Genomic DNA, 18,764 nt, shown 5'->3' on the forward strand with positions numbered 1-18,764 from the left:
TACGAAAATCAATGCAGTTTTACAGCCTTTTTCTCGGCCTGAATCGCACGCTCGTCCTTTTCGATACCCTCATCGAATCCCAGCATATAAGTCAGAACAGCGGTAAGCACAAACGAGATAACAAAGCCAATCAACATCGTGGGAATGGAACCGCTGTAAACAGGCAGGCTAACGATGGAAGGCATTGCAAACGAGATGGCCTTTGCACCCATGGCAGCAACGAACGCGCCGGATACACCACCACCGATGCACAGAGCAACCAGCGGGCGTTTGAAACGCATGGCCACACCATACAGGCTTGGTTCCGTAATGCCGATGAAGGCAGAAATGAATGCAGAAAAGCAAGTAGACTTGTTGCTGTCCTTGCGGGCACGCAGGAATGCGCCAAAGCACATACCGGCGCTGGCCATGGTAGCCACTGCATGCACAGGGCCGAGCATATCATAGCCCAGTGTGTTAACATTATTGATCATGATGGTGGAAAGGGTCATGTGCATACCTGTAAAGATGACCAGAGGACGGGTGCCGCCATCGATCAAGCCGCCCAGCCATGGAGCAGTATCAAACAGCCATTTGAATGCATAGCCAAGGTAAACGCCCAAGTTGTAGCCAATGGGTCCAATAACACAGATGGAAAGCAGGCCGGTAACAACAAGCGTTACGATCGGCACCACAACCACGCGCAAATACTCGACCGTGTGTTTCTGCATCCATTTGTAGATATAACTCATGATCCACACGGAGCACAGGATGGGCAGCACTGTACTGCTATATTTTACGCAGGTGACCGGGAAGCCCAGCACACTGATGCTGTTTCCTGCATTGTTGAGGATGGAAGGGTACATATATAGACCTGCCAGCACCAGAGCTAACACTTCGTTGGTCTTGAATTTTTTAGCAGCTGTGTAAGCGATGATGAACGGCAGAAAGTAGAATACCGAATCACCAATGGCATTGAGTACTAGATACAGGCCCGTCTCATTGCTCATAAGTCCGTAGGTCGTAAAGAGCGTCAGAAGGCCCTTGATGATGCCGGCACCGGCAAAAGCGGGGACCGCAGGAACAAATACGCTGCTGATGACGTCAAAAAGCACTTTGGGGGACCACTTCTTCTTTTCTGCATCAAGATTTTCGGTCAGTGCCGTCTGGGTATCCAGCCCAGCCTGACTGCAGACCTCAGCGTATACATCTGCCACAGTCTGGCCGATGATTACCTGAAGCTGTCCACCCTGATTCACGCAGCCCACTGTGCCGGGGATAGAACCGATCTCCTCAGTACTCTTGGATTTTTTAAGGTCTTTGAGGTTGAAACGAAGCCGAGTGACACAGTGCACGCAGCTGGTAATGTTCTCCTTGCCACCGACTGCTTCAACAATCGCAGCGGCCAGCGCGCGGTAGTCCGTATTTTTGTTCGCCATAAAGGGAACCTCCTCTTTTCTTTCCGGCTCCCCGAATGTGACCGTAAGGCGGCCGCGGCGCAGGGTGGCGGATGCAACATCCGGCAGTTTTGCCACAGCGTTTTCATCGGACAGACCGGCGTCCTTCAGGGTGACGTAAAGCACGCCGTCCTGAAACTCGCACAGACTGGTGTTTTCTTTTCCGCCAATCAGCGGAAAAAGCTTTTCCAGAAACTTCTCACGATCCATAGGGGAAACCTCCGTTGGTGGATAACTCTATCTGCATCCGGCCCGGACGCGCGCATCTCCGGAGCCGGAAACATTCAAAAAATCAGTTGCTTTCGCAGTTCTGCACACGGTAGATGTGCAGCATCAGGTACAGCACTTCGTCACGGCTGCAATGCCAGCCGTGGCGCTGTTCAATGCCCTGCGCAACGGCGCAGGCGCAGTGGTAGACGGCGGGATATTCGAGGGACAGCTCGTCCAGCATTTTTCCGCTGCCCTGCTCCATGGCAACCCCGGCGGAAAGCCGCCGCACCAGAAACTGGATGTGCATGGCAAACCGGGCGTAGTTGTAGCTTTCGCGGTTCAGCACAATGCCAAGCTCCTGCTCCACGGAGGTCGTCACTTCGTCCAGAACTTCCACAGCGGTCAGGGTGCTGGAAAGGTCACTGCCTTCCAGCTCGGCATTGACGATATGCAGCGCAATGCTTACGGCCTCGGCGCGGGGCAGGGAAGAACTGGTACGCAGACGCACGGTCTCCAGTGCCCGCAGGCCCAGCTCGTACTCGCGGGGATACAGATGCTGTACGTCGTAATGGAGCGGAGCTGCCATCCGGATGCCCTGCTTTTCCCGCTGCTGTGCAAAGGCGATATGGTCGGCCAGCGTGAAGGGCAGGTTGGGGTTCAGCTCGGTGTGCAGGGTGATCTCGGACTGTTCGGTAATATCTGCCGCTGCCAGAAGAGCGTCTTCCGGCAGGTTGGACAGGATTTCGTAATACTGCGGGTCTACGTCATAAAAGGTGCGGTAGACCACAGAAAGGTCGGTCAGCTCATAGGGCATCGGGTGGAAGCCTACCCCGCGGCCCAGAACGACCATCTCACGACCACGATTATCCTGCGCCACGGCAGCGTTATTATTGATCTTACGCAGCAGCTTCATGGACAGCTTCCTCCCGACAGAATGTTGAAAAACACGCAATAAAAAGAAAAAACCTCCGGAAGCATCTACCTGTGCAGAACCGATAACACACCCATAATGTCTTTCGGTTAACTGCCAGTAGCGCCTCCCGAGGAGTAACGACTGGTTTAATTGTCTATAAATATCTTACCAGAACAGACAGAGATAATCCATTCGCGATTTCGACAAAAGATATTCTGAAAAACCAGACGGATTACCTAAACGTTGGATACAATAAACCCCTGCCGACAGGAGGAATGCCATCGGCAGGGGGAAAGCATAATATTTGAAGAAAATCAACCCAGGCTGATGCCCATGCGACGGGCGACGGTGAGCAGCTCGCAGCCCTCCGGCACGTTACGGGTCTTGCCTGCAATATCGACCAGACGGTTCTGGGTGACGTGACCGTTCACCATGGCGACTGTCACGCCGTAGCGCTCGATCTCCACCAGCTTTGCCGCATAGCTGCCGAACTGGGTGGCCAGAACACGGTCGTAGGCGCTGGGGCTGCCGCCGCGCTGCATGTGGCCCGGGATGCACACACGGGTCTCCATGCCGGTCTTTTTCTGCACGGCCTGTGCAATGCGGTTGGTGGCGGTGGTGCCAAAGCCTGCCTCGGCGCGCTTTGCCATCCACTCCTTGCGCTTCATGCCGGCTTCCTCGCAGTTGATGGCACCCTCGGCTACAGCGATGATGGAGAAGTTGGAACCCTTTTTGGCGCGGCGCTCCACGGCAGAGCACACACGGTCGATATCATAGGGCTGTTCCGGCAGCAGGATGATGTCTGCACCGCCAGCAATGCCGGAGTACAGCGTCAGCCAGCCGGCCTTGTTGCCCATGATCTCGATGCACATTACGCGGCTGTGGCTACCGGCAGTGGTGTGGATGCGGTCGATGACATCGGTGGCAATGTCCACGGCAGTGTGGAAGCCGAAGGTCACGTCGGTGCCGTAGATATCGTTATCGATGGTCTTGGGCAGGCCGATGATGTTCAGGCCCTCCTGCGAGAGCAGGTTTGCGGTTTTGTGGGTGCCATTGCCGCCCAGACACAGCAGGCAGTCCAGCTTGGCTTCCTTGTAGGTCTTTTTCATGGCGGCGACTTTATCAATGTTGTCGTTCTCCACCACGCGCATCATTTTAAAGGGGGTGCGTTTGGTGCCCAGAATGGTGCCGCCCAGCGTCAGGATGCCGCGGAAGTCGTCCTCACACATCTCTTTGTAATCGCCGTTGATGAGACCACTGTAGCCGTTCAGGATGCCTACGATCTCCACATCCTCGCCCATGCGGGCATACAGCGCTTTGGCTACGCCGCGGATGGTGGCATTCAGACCCGGACAATCACCGCCGGAGGTCAGGATTCCAACACGTTTTTTCATTCAAAAGCCCTCTTTCATTTGCTGTTCAGCACCGTGCATTCCGGCTCCGAAAGTCAGTCTGCCCGGGAACCCGCTTATTTATAGTATAAGATTATTCCGGATGGAGCACCGTGTCAAGAGAAGTGCAAAAAATTTACACGACCCCACGGACTGTTTTTGCGGGCAGAGCAGATGGGGGAAAAGTTTTGCGGAAAAAATAAAAAAATGGTTGACAAGCAAGGCCCTTTCGAGTATAATATTCCCTGTCAGCAGCGCATGGCGCGGCAGACAAACAGAATAATGGGGATTTGCATAGTGGTAGTGCGGTAGACTCTGACTCTACTTGTGGGAGTTCGATTCTCTCATCCCCAACCAGAAAACCGCAGTCTCAACTGGCTGCGGTATTTTCGGGGCATAGCGCAGTTGGTAGCGCGCCTCGTTCGGGACGAGGAGGCCGTGGGTTCAAATCCCGCTGCTCCGACCATGACGGATATTCTTACAGCACCTGAGATGCTGCGGAATGTCCGTCTTTTTTTTTGTTTGCTGATTTGCTGGATAGCGATACCACAGGGGCGCAGTTCACAACTGTGCCTTTTTTGCATTCACCGGCACATCATTCCTGCGCAGGAATTGGCTGCGGTCGTGTCCACCGCAAGATCTGCCGTTTCCTCAATGCGGTACTGGGCAAAGTAGCCCTCCTCCAGCGGGATCCACCGGGCGGCAAAATTGGCGTACCGCTCACCCTCCCGTGCCTGCAGGCGGCGGGTCTGCTCTTCTCTTGAGCAGGTGACGAAGACCCGCAGGGTCTCATACCCGGCCAACAGCGGGTGATGGCTGTAGCTGCCCTCCAGAATGACCAGCGGCTGTGGGGCAAGCTCCTGCACAGGCTGATACGCGCCCGCCCGGCAGGAGTAGGCGCGGTAGAGCACCGGCTGGCCCTCATAGGCCGGACGCAGGGCTTCGTCCCGCAGACGGACAAGGTCCATATTGGCGCAGGGCGTTTTTTCCCAGCCGCGTACACGCTGGGCGGGCGGCAGATAGAAGTCGTCCGTGTGCAGGACGATGCTGGCCGGGAACTGCCGGGTCAGCCCGTCGGCAAGGGTGGTCTTGCCGCTGCCGCAGCGGCCATCCAGCGCCAGCACCAGCGGCTTTGTGGGCTTCTGGGCCAGTGCGGCGGCGAGGATCGAGATCAGGCTTTCCGGTGTGATGTTCTGCGCCATGGGAAACATGCTCCTTTTATAAGATAGAACCCTCTCAGTCATTGCTGCGCAATGCCAGCTCTCCCGAAGAGGAGAGCTTTTGAATGCGCTGACTCTATAAAGAGCTCCCCCCTGAGTGGAACGACTTCCCCCGCGCCGGGGGAAGATGGCGAAGCCAGAAAGGGGAACGGCTGGCGCGTTAGCGCCTGAGAGGGTTTTCCTTATTATACCATACCGTGCCTCAAAACGGTAGGATGCGCAAAAAACAGGCCGAAGCAAATGATGGTTTGTTACAAATAACTTTTTTGGAAAAAAGTGTTGACAATGCCCCCGGGCTGTGGTAAGATACAGTCACGTTAGAAATAACTAACCACAAAAAACCAATCGGCAGGCCGAAGCCTTGATTGCTCCGCGCAAAGCCGCTTCTTTTTTGAAATCTGGGTTAGAAACATCTAACTTATAAACACGGTGCATCCGGGAAACAATAGCCCGGAGAAACAAGGCGGGAGGGCACAGACATGGAGCGCAATTTTGAAACGGTCATGATCGAACAGTGTGCCCCGGTGCTGGCCAGCCTGAAACCGGCGGGCCTGTTCCGCTACGAGACCCGCGACTGCGCCGACCTTGCACGCCGCGTGAAAAACTGGAATGTCCAGCTTGAGCCCAAGGGCCTGCGGGTGCGGGTGCTGAAGGGCTGCGTGCGCAACCACCGGTATCTTGTGTACGTCTACCGCGAAAGCAGGCTGTCTGCTGTACTGGCAGACGAAAAGGTGCAGAGCTTCCTGCAGCAGGAGGGATACCGTCTGCCGGAAGCGGGGGAACCGCTGGATGTGGGCGGCATGCTCACCCAGCTCTCCCGCCGGCTGTGCTGCTCGGCGGATTTTCCCCATGAGATCGGGGTGTTCCTTGGCTATCCGCTGGGGGATGTGGTGGGCTTTATTGAGAACCGCGGCAAGAACTTTACCTGCTGCGGCTGCTGGAAGTCCTACGGCGACCCGGATGCAGCGCAGAAGCACTTTGATCAGCTGAGCAAATGCACGGCAGTCTATCTGCGGCTGTTCCACAGCGGAACGCCCATTCTCCGCCTTGCCGTGGCGGCTTGATGTTGTCATTCTCTTTTCAAATACTCTCTTTTTATCCTGGCGCCTGCTGGTGTCCACGCACCGGCGGGAAAGAAATCCTCCTTTTGACACGCGGCCGCGCGGTGCAGAATGACCACTGTACCGCGCGGCTGTGTCATTTGCTGCAAAAGAGCACAGCGGGAGTAGGAAAAAAGCCTTGTGATAGTTTACAAGATGTCGCCAAAAAAGAACGAGAAAATGTAAACAATGGCTAACTTTGGCTCAATAATTTGAGTTAGTTGTTGTTGATTGTGGTGAAAAAACGGAAAAAATCGGGCAGAAAAATTGTTTGTTCATATAAACTAACTTTTAAATATGATAAAACTATTGACATCAAAGGTTAGTAAGCGTAAACTATCCACGCTGGTAGTTGCAGCTGACTAACCGCAGCGATATCCCAAATTCAAACAGGAAGGGAAGCGGAAGTATGATGCCTTTGACAATGGCAAAAGCAGGAGAGACCGTCACCATCAAAAAGATCACCGGCAAGGACGAGATCCGGCTGCATCTGGCAGAGCTGGGTTTTGTGGTGGACAGTGAGGTAACGGTCGTCAACGAGATCGCAGGCAACCTGATCCTGCAGGTCAAGGAGAGCCGCATCGCGCTGGACAAGACGATGGCAAACCGTATCATGATTGGCTGAACAGTGCCCCGGCGCTGTTTGGGAGCTGCTCCGAAACTGGAATAGTCTCTCTATAAAGACAAGCAGAGGAGGATGGTTAAGAATGAAAACTCTGAAAGACGTAAAGGTCGGCGAGACCGCTACTGTGGCAAAGCTGCACGGTGAAGGCCCGGTCAAGCGCCGCATCATGGACATGGGCATCACCAAGGGTGTCGAGATCTATGTCCGTAAGGTGGCACCTCTGGGCGACCCCATGGAGCTGACCGTGCGCAACTACGAGCTGAGCGTGCGCAAGGCCGATGCTGAAATGATCGAAGTAGTCTGATCCCAAAGGGAGGAAGGATTAAGCAATGAGCATTAAAATTGCACTTGCCGGCAACCCGAACTGCGGTAAAACGACCCTGTTCAACAATCTGACCGGCTCCAACCAGTATGTCGGCAACTGGCCCGGCGTTACGGTGGAAAAGAAGGAAGGCAAGCTGAAGGGCGATAAGGATGTTATCATTCAGGACCTGCCCGGCATCTACTCGCTGTCTCCGTACACGCTGGAAGAGGTCGTCTCCCGTACCTATCTGGTCAAGGAGAAGCCCGATGCCATCCTGAACATCATCGACGGCACCAACATCGAGCGCAACCTGTACCTGACCACCCAGCTGATCGAGCTGGGCATCCCGGTGGTCATGGCGGTGAACATGATCGATCTGGTGCGCAAGAACGGCGATAAGATCGACCTGAAGAAACTGAGCGCAGAGCTGGGCTGTCAGGCTGTGGAGATCAGCGCACTGAAGGGCGAGGGCACCGAGGCTGCTGCAAAGGCTGCTGTGGCTGCCGCCAAGGCTACCAAGGCCGGCGAGCTGCCTCACGTGTTCACCGGCAGCGTGGAGCACGCCATTGCCCACATCGAAGAGTCCATTCAGGGCAAGGTGGATGACCGCTTCCTGCGCTGGTACGCTGTCAAGCTGTTCGAGCGCGACGACAAGGTGCAGGATGAGCTGAAGCTGGACAAGGCCCTGATGGAGCACATCGATCAGCACATCAAGGATTGCGAGACCGAGCTGGACGACGATGCAGAGAGCATCATCACCAACCAGCGCTATGCATACATCAACACCGTGGTGGGCAAGGCTGTCAAGAAGAAGGCCCGCGTGGAGCACCTAACCGTTTCCGATAAGATCGACCAGATCGTGACCAACCGTATTCTGGCTCTGCCCATCTTCGCACTGGTCATGTACCTGATGTACTCCCTGTCCATGGGTACCTCCATTGCAGACGGCGGCTGGGCCATCGGTACCTTTGCCACCGACTGGACCAACGACGTGCTGTTCGGTGAGATCGTTCCCAATGCTCTGGGCGGCTTGCTGGAGAGCATCGGCGTGGCAGGCTGGCTGTACGGCCTGATCATGGACGGCATCGTTGCCGGTGTCGGCGCAGTTCTGGGCTTCGTTCCCCAGATGCTGGTGCTGTTCTTCCTGCTGTCCATTCTGGAGGATGTGGGCTATATGTCCCGTGTCGCCTTCATCATGGACCGTATCTTCCGCAAGTTCGGCCTGTCCGGTAAGAGCTTCATCCCTGTTCTGGTGGGCACCGGCTGCGGCGTCCCGGGCGTCATGGCATCCCGTACCATCGAGAACGAGCGCGACCGCCGCATGACCATCATGACCACCTGCTTCATCCCCTGCGGCGCAAAGATGCCCATCATCGGCCTCATCGCAGGTGCGATGTTCGGCGGTTCTTCTCTGGTGGCTGTCTCTGCTTACTTCATTGGCATGGCTGCCATCATCTGCTCCGGCGTGATCCTGAAGAAGACCAAGCTCTTCGCAGGTGATCCCGCTCCCTTCGTGATGGAGCTGCCCGCATACCATGTGCCTGCATGGGGCAACGTGTTCCGTGCAACCTGGGAGCGCGGCTGGTCCTTCATCAAGCGCGCAGGCTCCGTCATTCTGGCCGCTACCGTTGTGCTGTGGTTCATGCAGGGCTTCGGCTTCGAGAACGGTGCCTTCGGTATGGTCGAGGATCAGGACAACTCCGTGCTGGCTGCTATCGCTACCAAGGTCGCATGGATCTTTGCACCTCTGGGCTTCGGCAACTGGCGTGCAACCGTCGCTTCCGTCTCCGGCCTGATCGCAAAGGAGAACGTGGTTGGTACCTTCGGTGTTCTGTATCACTTCGGCGGCGAGCTGTCTGAGAACGGCGATGAGATCTGGGCTGCTGTTGCGCAGGACTACACCGCTCTGTCGGCTTACGCCTTCATGATCTTCAACCTGCTGTGCGCTCCCTGCTTCGCTGCAATGGGCGCCATCAAGCGCGAGATGAACAACGGCAGATGGACGGCCATCGCCATTGGTTACATGTGCGCTCTGGCTTACTGCGCAGCTCTGGTGGTTTACCAGCTGGGCGGCCTGATCACCGGCGAGGTTGGCTTCAACTTCTTTACCATCGTGGCGGCTGTGGTTCTGGCTTGCTTTATTTACCTGCTGGTTCGTCCCAACAAGTACACCGGCGACAACGAGGTCAAGATCGACGTTTCCAAGATCACTGCAAACAAGTAAGCTTCGTCTGCTGAAAGGAGAGATGCTTTATGATGGAATTTCTGGCAGCAAACTTTAATCTGCCTACGATCGTTGTGGCAGTCATCGTGTTTGGCGGTGTGGGCTGGATCACATGGCACTCTCACAAGCATGGCGGCTGCGGTGGCTGCGGCGAGGGCGGCTGCAATGGTAATTGCGGCGGCTGCAGCGGCTGTCACTGATCGGTAAAAACCGCAAGGGGCGCGGGCTGGAACTTTCGGCTCGCGCCCTTTTTTCAAAAGAAAAAAGTTAGCCTTGAGTAACATCAAAACGAAAGAGAGTGATCGGGATGGAACTTACGTCGGCGCATCTGCGCTATCTGCTGGCGATCTACGAGGTCTCGCAGACCCATCTGGATATCAGCTCCCGCAGCATTGCGGAAAAGCTGGGGGTCACCAAGCCCTCAGTGGTGCGCATCATGAATCTGCTTATGGAGCATGGCATGATCGTAAAGGAGCATTACGGCAAGATCTATATGACCGACCGGGGCATCTGGGTGGCAAAGCAGGTAGACCGGCAGCTGAAAACGATCCTGAGCCATTTCCCGCCGGTCAGCGAGCCGCTGTCAGAGGAGGAACGCTTTGCGGCGGCGCTGGCCATGACCAGTGCACTGCCGGAGCGCATCTTTACCGGCGAATATGAGCGTCTGTTCGGAACAGCGGCGGATGACACAGAAATGGAGAAAGCCCAGTGATCAACAAAAAATTGCTGTCCTTTGACCGCGGTGCACTGCGGTATGTGGAGCTGAATGTGCTGTTCCAGTGGCTGGGAATGCTGTGCAATGTGGTGTTTGTAAAGGCTGTTGCGGGGCTTATCGGTGCTGCCTTTGCGGGCAGCCTGACCAGCGCCCTGCTGTGGCAGCAGCTGGTGCTGTGCCTTGCTACGGTGCCGCTGCGCTTTGCCTGCACCATGCTGGCCTCCGGCATGAGCGACCGGGCGTCCAAAAACGTCAAGCGCACCCTGCGCAGCAGCATCTACGCAAAGCTTGCCCGCCTTGGTCCCAACTACACCGAGACGGCGGCCACCAGCGAGGTGGTGATGCTGGCCAGCGAAGGCGTGGAGCAGATCGATACCTACTTTGCAAAGTACCTGCCCCAGCTGTTCTACAGCCTGCTGGCTCCTGTTACCCTGTTCGCGCTGCTGGTGGGTGTGCACGCACGGTCTGCCATCATCCTGCTGTGCTGCGTGCCGCTGATCCCCATGTCCATCGTGGCGGTGCAGAAGTTTGCCAAAAAGCTGCTGGCGAACTACTGGGGCGAGTACACCACCCTTGGCGACAGCTTTCTGGAGAACATTCAGGGCCTGACCACCCTGAAGATCTATCAGGCAGACGGCTGGAAGCACGAGCAGATGAACGCGCAGGCTGAGCGCTTCCGCAGAATCACCATGAAGGTGCTCACCATGCAGCTGAACTCGGTGACACTGATGGACCTGATGGCCTACGGCGGTGCGGGCCTTGGCATCATCAGCGCGGTGGCTGCATTTGCGGCAGGCCGGCTGACCCTGACCGCCACATTGACCATCGTGCTGCTGGCGGCAGACTTCTTCCTGCCGCTGCGGCTGCTGGGCAGCTACTTCCACATTGCCATGAACGGCGCCGCTTCGGCAGAAAAGATCTTCCGGCTGCTGGCAGCGGAGGAGCCCGCCGACGGCGACCGCCTGCCCGGCGAAAACACCACCCTGCAGCTGGAGCATGTCACCTTTGGCTACGAGAAGGACCGCACCATTCTGGACGATGTATCCCTCACCATCCCGCAGGGCAGCTTTGTCTCGCTGGTGGGCGAGAGCGGCTGCGGCAAAAGTACGATCGCAGCGCTGCTGTCCGGCAGCCGCACCGGCTATACCGGCAGCGTGACGCTGGGCGGCGTGCCGGTGCAGGAGCTGCAGCAGGAACAGCGCCTGCGCACCCTGACGCTGGTGCCCCACAACGCCGCCATCTTCAAGGGCACGGTGGAGAGCAACCTGCGCATGGCAAAGCCGGATGCCACCGAAACAGAGCTGTGGAACGCACTGGAACAGGTGAATCTGGCCGATTTCTGCCGCAGCCAGAACGGCCTGCAGACCGCTCTGCATGAGGGCGGCAGCAATCTTTCCGGCGGTCAGCGTCAGCGCCTTGCCATGGCCCGCGCCCTGCTGCATGATACGCCCATCTACCTCTTCGACGAGGCTACCTCCAACGTGGATGCCGAGAGCGAGAACGACATCATGCGGGCCATCCACAGCCTTGCCGGGAAAAAGACGATTATCCTGATCTCCCACCGTCTGGCAAACGTGGTGCACAGCGACTGCATCTATGCAATGAGCAATGGCCGTGTGATCGAGCAGGGCACCCACGCCGAGCTGCTGGCAAAGCAGGGGGCTTACAGCCGCCTGTATCTGGCACAGCGGCAGCTGGAAACACTGGAAGAGGAGGATGCCTGAGCATGAACAAGAGCAATCATCGCAGCCCCTTTGCCATTGTGAGACGGCTTATCGTACTGGTAAAGCCCATGCTGCCCGTTATGCTGGCAGCGATCGTGATGGGGGTGGCAGGCCATTTCTGCGCCACCTTTATTACGATCTTCGGTGGTTTTGGCATCCTGCGTGCGCTGGGGCTTGCAAGCCCGGTGGGGACCGTGGGCACGGCCTTTGCCTGCATTCTGGTGTTTGCGCTGCTGCGCGGCGTTCTGCGCTACGCAGAGCAGGCGTCCAACCACTATATCGCCTTTAAGCTGCTGGCCCTGATCCGCGATAAGGTGTTCGGGGCGCTGCGCCGCCTGACCCCTGCAAAGCTGGAAGGCCGTGACCGCGGCGACCTGATCTCGCTCATCACGGCCGACATCGAGGCGCTGGAGGTGTTCTACGCCCACACCATTTCGCCCATCTGCATCGCGTGCATCTGCGTCATCGGCATGACGGGCTTTGTGGGCAGCTGGCACATCCTGCCTGCACTGGTGCTGCTGGCGGGCTATCTGCTGGTGGGTGTGGCCCTGCCGGTGTGGAGCGCAAAGCGCGGCGACCGTGCCGCCCGGGAGTACCGTCAGGCACTGGCCGATACCAACAGCTATGTGCTGGAAAGCCTGCGGGGCCTGAAGGATACCCTGCAGTATCAGGACACCGCAGCCCGTGCCGAGGGCATCACGGCCCACAGTGAGACGCTGGGCGAAAAGCAGAAGTCCCTCAAGTACCGCGAGGGCCTGACCGTGGCCCTGACCAATACCCTGATCCTGCTCACGGTGCTGGCCGTGCTGGGCACCAGCCTGAGCCTTTACCAGAGCGGCAGACTGGGTGCCGAGGGGGTGCTGGTGTGCACCCTTTCGGCCCTGAGCTCCTTTGGCCCGGTGGTGGCACTGGCAAACCTTGGTGTGGGCCTGACGCAGGTGTTCGCCAGCGCCGACCGTGTTCTGGACCTGCTGGAGGAAGAGCCTGTCACTGCGGATGTGACCGACGGCACAGACACCGCCTTTGCGGGTGCTGCGGCAGAGCATGTGAGCTTTGCCTATGCCGAGGAAGAGATCCTGCATGGCCTGAGCCTGACCATTCCGGAAAAGAAGATCGTGGGCATCACGGGCCGTTCGGGCAGCGGAAAGTCTACCTTCCTGCGGCTGCTGATGCGGTTCTGGGATGTGTCCGGCGGCAGCATCCGCTTTGGAAAACAGGACATCCGCCGGGTGAACACCGCCGCCCTGCGTGCGCAGGAGAGCCTTGTGACCCAGGAGACCGAACTGTTCGATGACACCATCGAGAACAACATCCGCATTGCAAAGCGGGATGCCACCCGGGAAGAGGTGGAAGCGGCCTGCAAAAAAGCTGCACTGGATGGTTTTATCCGCAGCCTGCCCAAGGGCTATGACACCCCGGTGGGTGAGCTGGGCGGTGCCCTTTCCGGCGGCGAGCGTCAGCGCATCGGTGTGGCGCGTGCGTTCCTGCACGATGCGCCGTTTCTGCTGCTGGACGAGCCTACCTCCAATCTGGACAGCCTGAACGAGGGGGTCATCCTCAAGGCTGTGCGGGCAGAGTGCAAAGACAAAACGGTGCTGCTGGTCTCTCACCGAAAGTCTACCATGGCGGCGGCAGACATCAGCTTTTCGGTGGAAAGCGGCCGCCTGAGCTGAAAACGAGTTCTACAAAGAAACAGCCGGTCTCCTGCGCGGAGGCCGGCTGTTTTTGGTCATAGAGAATTACTGGATCGCATTCAGGATCTGCTGTGCAATGTACTTGTGGCCTTTGACGGTGGGGTGGCCGTCCGCAGCGGTCTGGGTGCGGGGAATGCCTACATAGATCAAGCCTTCCTGTGCGGCAAGGTCTTTGGCAAAGCGGTTCAATTTGCTGAAATAGCGGTTCCATGCGGGCAGCAGAGGCACGGGATTGGTGTAGCCCAGCAGCACGATTTTGGCATCCGGGTTCAGTGCGCGGATACTGGCCACGATCTGCGGCAGGCTGTTGGTCACATTGGTATAGGCCTGATCGCAGATCTCATCCATGCCGCGGAACAGCAGGCGGTTGGTGGCGCGGCTCTCGTCAAAGGTAAGGGTCATACGGTTCAGCGCTTCGAGGAAGAGCCCCAGCTTCTGGAAGTTGAAATCACGCAGGGCGCCGCTGACCATCAGCCCGGCCAGCTGCTCACTCTTCCAGTTGGTGGCCTCGCCCAGACCTACGATGCAGGGCACCAGCGCGTCGTTGGAGCCGATCTGGATGGAAATGATATCGGCCTTGCGCAGATATTCCTGATATTCCGGGTAGACGTAGTACGAGCCGGAAGCCTGATTCATCTTGGGCATGGCGCTGCTTTGCACCATATCCACCATGTCAGGGCTCATCAGGCTGGGCAGGCCCAGATTGATGGCGTGCTGGCGGTCCAGCCCAAGGCCCTTGCCCACAAGGGCGGTATAGCACTGGGAAGAGTAGCCCTCGAAGTTTGGCCGGAGATCGTAGCCGATCTGGGCGATGTTGTATTTCATATCGGCAAGGCCGACACCGGAGGTGATGCTGTCGCCCAGCGCCACATAGGTGAGCTGCGGCTCCGGTTCGCCGGCTGTCTGGGCATCGGCGGGCGCTGCGGCCTGTTCCTGCTGCACCTCTGCTGCTTCGGCGGCAGGCAGCTCCGCCTGTTCGTCGGCAGCAAATGCAGGCATGGCCAGCAGCACAAGCGCTGCTGCTGCGGCCAGAAAGCTGGCAAATTTTTTGTTTTTCATTGAGATTCCTTCTTTCCGGAATGACTGCACCTGTGCGGCACAGCTGTTGTCTCTATGATAAAATGGAAAGTAAAAATTGTCAACTGACAAAATTCAAAAAATTGCGGTCATCGCTGCGCCCGTATTCTGCAGTTTCTTCCATACAAAAAAGCTCCCCCTTGCGGGAGAGCTCAGTGTCTGAAAAATTACAGAGTGTCAATAATCGCGGGGAGTGATCTCTTCCTCCAGCTTGCGGTAGTCCACCTTGCCAACGGGGGTCATCGGCATTTCGCTGATGAACTTGTAGCTCACCGGCTGCACGTACTCCGGCAGCTCTTCCTTGCACAGCTGGCGCAGCTCGCGCACGATCTGGCGCTTCTTTTTGTCGGCCTCCGGGTCCAGCACCACGTAGACGAAGGGCAGGCGGCCCTGCACATGGTCCTTATCGGTGCAGCCCACCACCGAGCACTGATGCACAGCCGGATGACGGCTGATGACGTTCTCGATCATGGACGGGAACACCTTGAAGCCATCGTGACGGATGATCATGCGCTTGATGCGGGAGTCCAGATACACAAAGCCGTCCTCGTCCATGTAGCCGACATCGCCGGTGTGTGCCCAGATCTGGCCGTCTGCATGGCGGCGCAGGATCATATCGGTCTCATCGGGCTTGTTGTAGTAGCCCTTCATGACGGTGGGGGTGCAGATGCAGATCTCGCCGCGCTCCCCGATGGGCAGCTCAGTCTCGGTGCCGGGCTCGAAGATGGACACCACCGTATTCAGCATGGGGATGCCCACGCTGCCGGGCTTGGTCACATTGCCGGCGGCAACGGTAGCGGCAGAGGCGACTTCGGTCATGCCGTAGCCCTTGGCCAGCGGATACTCCACGTTGTGTGCCTTCAGGAACTCGTTCACGGTCAGCTCAGCGCCCAGCGGCAGCGAGTCGCCGCCGGCGGCATAGTTGCGGATGAAGGAGAGATCCTTCTTCTTCTTGAGCAGCGGAGAAGCTGCCATCTGCTGGTAGTGAGCCGGAACGCCGAACATGTGCTCGGGCTTGTGCTTCCAGATCAGTGCGCCCAGCTTGTCGGGGTCCAGATTGGGGATGATGACGACGTGCAGGCCCATGACCAGCGGCATATGCACGCCGCAGGCGTAGCCGTAGGCAATGAACGGAGGCATAACGTTCATCAGCTTCTGGCCGCGGCAGAACAGGTTGCTCTGGGCAATGAATTCGTGGGCCAGAGAGTTGAAGCTGTCGTCGGTCAGCATAACGCCCTTGGGCGAACCGGTGGTGCCGCCGGTGTGCACCACCACGCAGGCGTGCTGCGGGTCGTAGGGTTCGGCGTTCATGCTCTGATCCTTGCCCTGTGCAATAAAGTCCTTCCAGTGGATCACGTTGGACTTGTAGCGGTTCTTGTCGGGGTTGGTCAGCTTGTAGCCGATGGCCAGATGCAGCGGCAGGGAGTCTGCGGGGCTGATGACCAGCACACGCTCCACATTGGTGCGCTTTTCTGCCTTGTGGCAGCGCTCATAGGTCACATTCAGGCAGATCAGCAGGCGGGAATCTACCTCCTCGATGTACTCGTGGATGCCCTCAACGCTGTAGCGCGGATCCACCAGATTCAGCGTTGCGCCGATCATATCGACAGCGTAGAAGGCATAGATCACCTCGGGGGTCATCACGCTGACGACGGTGATGATGTCGCCCTTCTTCACGCCGAGAGCACGGAAGGCGGCAGCGGTTTTCTTGACATTCACAAAGAGGTCTGCAAAGGTGAATTTGCGGCCATAATACTCCAGAGCGGTCTCGCTCAGATGGTTCTTGTTCTGATGGCAGAGATACTCAAAGGCGCTGCACTTGGGCAGAGGCATGTCGATGTATTTCTGGTCATAGTACTTCAGCCAGGGCTTCGCAGTGGACGCATAGAGCGGTTCACGCTGTTCAGTAGTCATAGAATAAAGTCCTCTTTTCTTTCTTCTTTTCATTGCTAAAAGCCGACAGCTTTGTAAGAAAGATGAAAGCCGCCGGTCAGATCACGCAAATAACTCAAAAATTAGAATCAACGATGCAGTCTCTATTGTAGTGGAGCCGCCTGAGAATGTCAAGAAATAAACTATGAACGTTGCGTAAAAGTGCCGTAAAACAACGATTTCTCCCGAAATGTCGGGGGGGGTCAGCGCGGCAGCCACTGCTCCGCTTCGGCGGCGCTGCACAGCACAAAATGTTCAGGCCGCAGCTCGCGCCACTGAGGGGTCTCTCTGGAGTAGTCGTGCATGGCGGGGTCGTAGACCAGCAGCTTTTTCTGCCGCTCCCGGCGGGGGTCCGGCATGGGAATAGCGGACAGCAGGCTGCGGGTGTAGGGGTGGATGGCGTGGGCCGTCAGCTCTTCGGCCCCGGCCAGCTCCACGATGCGGCCCTTGTGGATCACGGCGATGCGGTCGGAGATATAGCGCATCACGGACAGGTCGTGGGCGATGAACAGATAGGTGATGCCGCGTTCTTTTTGTAAATGGCGCAAAAGGTTCAGCACCTGCGCGCGGATGGACATATCCAGTGCGCTGATGGGCTCATCGGCAACGATGAACTCCGGCTCCACGATCAGCGCCCGGGCGATACCGATGCGCTGGCGCTGTCCGCCGGAAAATTCGTGAGGGAAGCGGGAAGCAAATTCCGGCAGCAGGCCCACGTCCCGCAAAGCCTGCCTCACCCGCTCCTCCCGCTGGGCGGCGGTGAGGTCGGGCCGGACGTTCTGCAGGCCCTCGCCCACGATATAGCTCACCTTGGCGCGTTCATTCAGCGAGGACTGCGGGTCCTGAAAGATCATCTGGATCTCCTTGATGATCTGTTTGTCCAGCTGGCGGGAAATTTTGCCGTTGATCTTCTGGCCTTTATAAAGGATGTCACCGCCGGAGGTGGGCAGGATGCGCAGGATGGCCCGGCCGATGGTGGTCTTGCCGCTGCCGCTTTCGCCCACAAGGCCGAAGGTCTCGCCCTTATAAATTTTAAAGCTGGCGTCCTGCACGGCATGATAGGTGCTGCGGCCGGAGCCGTAGGTCACGTTCAGGTGGTTCACTTCCACAAGAACTTCGCGTTCATTTTCCATCTTACAGCCCCTCCTCTCGCAGCATTTTCACCGCAGCCGGCGGCTCGACTCTGGGTGCCCGGGGGTCCAGCAGCCATGTCTTGGCCTTGTGGGTGGGGGATACGGTAAAGTAGGGCGGGCGCCTGACAAAATCGATCTTGAGCGCCTGCGGGTTGCGGGGCGCAAAGGCGTCGCCGCGGATCTCTGCAAACAGGTTCGGCGGTGTGCCTACGATGTTGAACAGGTCCTCGCCCTTCACGCCCATCTGGGGCATACTGGACAGCAGTGCCCATGTATAGGGGTGGCGGGGGTCGTAGTAGATCTCGTCGGCGGTGCCGATCTCCACAATGTCGCCTGCGTACATCACGGCGACCCGGTCGGCAATGTTGGCCACCACGCCCAGATCGTGGGTGATGAGCAGGATGGTCAGATCGTACTTGACCTGCATTTTTTTGAGCAGCTGCAAAATCTGGGCCTGAATGGTCACGTCCAGTGCAGTGGTGGGCTCATCGCAGATGAGAATTTTGGGGCTGCAGGCCGCTGCAATGGCGATCACAACCCGTTGGCGCATCCCGCCAGAGAACTCGTGCGGGTACTGCCGGAACCGCTTTTCCGGCTCCGAGATGCCCACATCCCGCAGGTATCCCAGCGTCTTTTCCCTTGCGGCAGCGCCCTTCAGGCCCTGATGCAGGGTGACGGCTTCCATGATCTGTGCCCCGATGGTCTTCAGCGGGTTCAGGCTGGTCATGGGGTCCTGCATGACCATGGCGATCTCCCGGCCGCGTACCCGCAGCCAGTCCTTTTCGGTTCTGAGGTCAGAAAGGCGCAGCGGCTTGCCGTCCGCCATGCCATAGTAATCGATGGTGCCCCCGGTGATGGAGCCGTTGGCGTCCAGAAGGCCCATGAAGCTCTTGGTGAACACGCTCTTGCCGGAGCCGCTCTCGCCCACGATGGCGAGCACTTCGCCTTGGTACAGATCAAGATCGATGCCCCGGATGGCGTGCAGCACTTTTCCACGCAGATCGAACTGGATGTTGACATCTTTTGCGGAGAGAATGAGCGGGTGATGTTCCATGATATCCCCTCC

At 57.8% G+C, this 18,764-nt stretch carries 16 protein-coding genes and 2 tRNA genes; 10 read left to right on the forward strand and 8 right to left on the reverse strand.

The window, feature by feature from the left end:
* Window positions 1–8: 8 nt before the first annotated feature.
* The 3 genes from ACKXF9_RS12885 to ACKXF9_RS12895 form a co-directional block, all read right to left on the reverse strand.
* On the reverse strand, window positions 9–1,646 hold the full coding sequence (locus ACKXF9_RS12885; RefSeq protein WP_418266463.1) for a PTS transporter subunit EIIC: 1,638 nt from the start codon (window positions 1,644–1,646) through the stop codon (window positions 9–11).
* An 82-nt stretch (window positions 1,647–1,728) separates the two neighbouring features.
* Complete coding sequence (locus ACKXF9_RS12890) at window positions 1,729–2,559, reverse strand: PRD domain-containing protein (RefSeq protein ID WP_418266464.1); 831 nt, start codon at window positions 2,557–2,559, stop codon at window positions 1,729–1,731.
* Window positions 2,560–2,873: 314 nt separating this feature from the next.
* Window positions 2,874–3,953 carry a 6-phosphofructokinase gene (locus ACKXF9_RS12895; RefSeq protein WP_418266465.1) on the reverse strand — a complete coding sequence of 360 codons (1,080 nt, stop codon included), beginning with the start codon at window positions 3,951–3,953 and terminating at the stop codon, window positions 2,874–2,876.
* A gap of 280 nt (window positions 3,954–4,233) precedes the next feature.
* Between ACKXF9_RS12895 and ACKXF9_RS12900 the strand changes: the two genes are divergently transcribed.
* Both ACKXF9_RS12900 and ACKXF9_RS12905 read left to right on the forward strand, forming a co-directional pair.
* Window positions 4,234–4,307 (forward strand) — tRNA-Gln (locus ACKXF9_RS12900).
* 33 nt (window positions 4,308–4,340) lie between these two features.
* A tRNA-Pro gene (locus ACKXF9_RS12905) sits at window positions 4,341–4,416 on the forward strand.
* 118 nt (window positions 4,417–4,534) lie between these two features.
* On the opposite strand, the gene ACKXF9_RS12910 is transcribed toward ACKXF9_RS12905, so the two are convergent.
* Window positions 4,535–5,152 (reverse strand): uridine kinase family protein, encoded by a 618-nt coding sequence (locus tag ACKXF9_RS12910; protein ID WP_418266466.1) that lies wholly within the window; start codon window positions 5,150–5,152, stop codon window positions 4,535–4,537.
* Between the two features lie 497 nt (window positions 5,153–5,649).
* Between ACKXF9_RS12910 and ACKXF9_RS12915 the strand changes: the two genes are divergently transcribed.
* The 8 genes from ACKXF9_RS12915 to ACKXF9_RS12950 all read left to right on the forward strand — a co-directional run bounded on the left by ACKXF9_RS12915 (window position 5,650) and on the right by ACKXF9_RS12950 (window position 13,535).
* Complete coding sequence (locus tag ACKXF9_RS12915) at window positions 5,650–6,234, forward strand: DUF3793 family protein (RefSeq protein ID WP_418266467.1); 585 nt, start codon at window positions 5,650–5,652, stop codon at window positions 6,232–6,234.
* Window positions 6,235–6,679: 445 nt separating this feature from the next.
* Window positions 6,680–6,895: a FeoA family protein gene (locus tag ACKXF9_RS12920; RefSeq protein ID WP_249237206.1), complete on the forward strand. Its 216-nt coding sequence runs from the start codon at window positions 6,680–6,682 to the stop codon at window positions 6,893–6,895.
* Window positions 6,896–6,977: 82 nt separating this feature from the next.
* Entirely contained in the window at window positions 6,978–7,199 is a 222-nt protein-coding gene (locus ACKXF9_RS12925) for a FeoA family protein (protein WP_005944554.1), read from the forward strand.
* Between the two features lie 25 nt (window positions 7,200–7,224).
* Window positions 7,225–9,423: a ferrous iron transport protein B gene (feoB, locus tag ACKXF9_RS12930; RefSeq protein ID WP_418266468.1), complete on the forward strand. Its 2,199-nt coding sequence runs from the start codon at window positions 7,225–7,227 to the stop codon at window positions 9,421–9,423.
* A gap of 29 nt (window positions 9,424–9,452) precedes the next feature.
* Window positions 9,453–9,623, forward strand: coding sequence for a FeoB-associated Cys-rich membrane protein (locus tag ACKXF9_RS12935; protein WP_339396114.1), 171 nt, complete (start codon window positions 9,453–9,455; stop codon window positions 9,621–9,623).
* 107 nt (window positions 9,624–9,730) lie between these two features.
* On the forward strand, window positions 9,731–10,135 hold the full coding sequence (locus ACKXF9_RS12940; protein WP_418266469.1) for a metal-dependent transcriptional regulator: 405 nt from the start codon (window positions 9,731–9,733) through the stop codon (window positions 10,133–10,135).
* Entirely contained in the window at window positions 10,132–11,862 is a 1,731-nt protein-coding gene (locus ACKXF9_RS12945) for an ABC transporter ATP-binding protein/permease (RefSeq protein ID WP_418266470.1), read from the forward strand. Before ACKXF9_RS12940 ends, ACKXF9_RS12945 begins: the two co-directional genes overlap by 4 nt.
* 2 nt (window positions 11,863–11,864) lie before the next feature.
* Window positions 11,865–13,535 carry an amino acid ABC transporter ATP-binding/permease protein gene (locus ACKXF9_RS12950; protein WP_418266471.1) on the forward strand — a complete coding sequence of 557 codons (1,671 nt, stop codon included), beginning with the start codon at window positions 11,865–11,867 and terminating at the stop codon, window positions 13,533–13,535.
* A gap of 66 nt (window positions 13,536–13,601) precedes the next feature.
* Here ACKXF9_RS12950 and ACKXF9_RS12955 read toward each other — a convergent pair whose 3' ends face one another.
* From ACKXF9_RS12955 to ACKXF9_RS12970, 4 genes are all read right to left on the reverse strand, one after another.
* Entirely contained in the window at window positions 13,602–14,615 is a 1,014-nt protein-coding gene (locus ACKXF9_RS12955) for an SGNH/GDSL hydrolase family protein (RefSeq protein WP_418266472.1), read from the reverse strand.
* Window positions 14,616–14,810: 195 nt separating this feature from the next.
* Entirely contained in the window at window positions 14,811–16,547 is a 1,737-nt protein-coding gene (locus tag ACKXF9_RS12960; RefSeq protein WP_418266473.1) for a class I adenylate-forming enzyme family protein, read from the reverse strand.
* Window positions 16,548–16,768: 221 nt separating this feature from the next.
* Complete coding sequence (locus ACKXF9_RS12965) at window positions 16,769–17,698, reverse strand: ATP-binding cassette domain-containing protein (protein ID WP_418266474.1); 930 nt, start codon at window positions 17,696–17,698, stop codon at window positions 16,769–16,771.
* Window position 17,699: 1 nt separating this feature from the next.
* Entirely contained in the window at window positions 17,700–18,752 is a 1,053-nt protein-coding gene (locus ACKXF9_RS12970) for an ABC transporter ATP-binding protein (protein WP_418266475.1), read from the reverse strand.
* Between the last annotated feature and the right edge of the window lie 12 nt (window positions 18,753–18,764).

Origin of the sequence: Faecalibacterium sp. 9 (assembly GCF_048320955.1) — a bacterium.
Lineage (GTDB): Bacteria > Bacillota > Clostridia > Oscillospirales > Ruminococcaceae > Faecalibacterium > Faecalibacterium wellingii.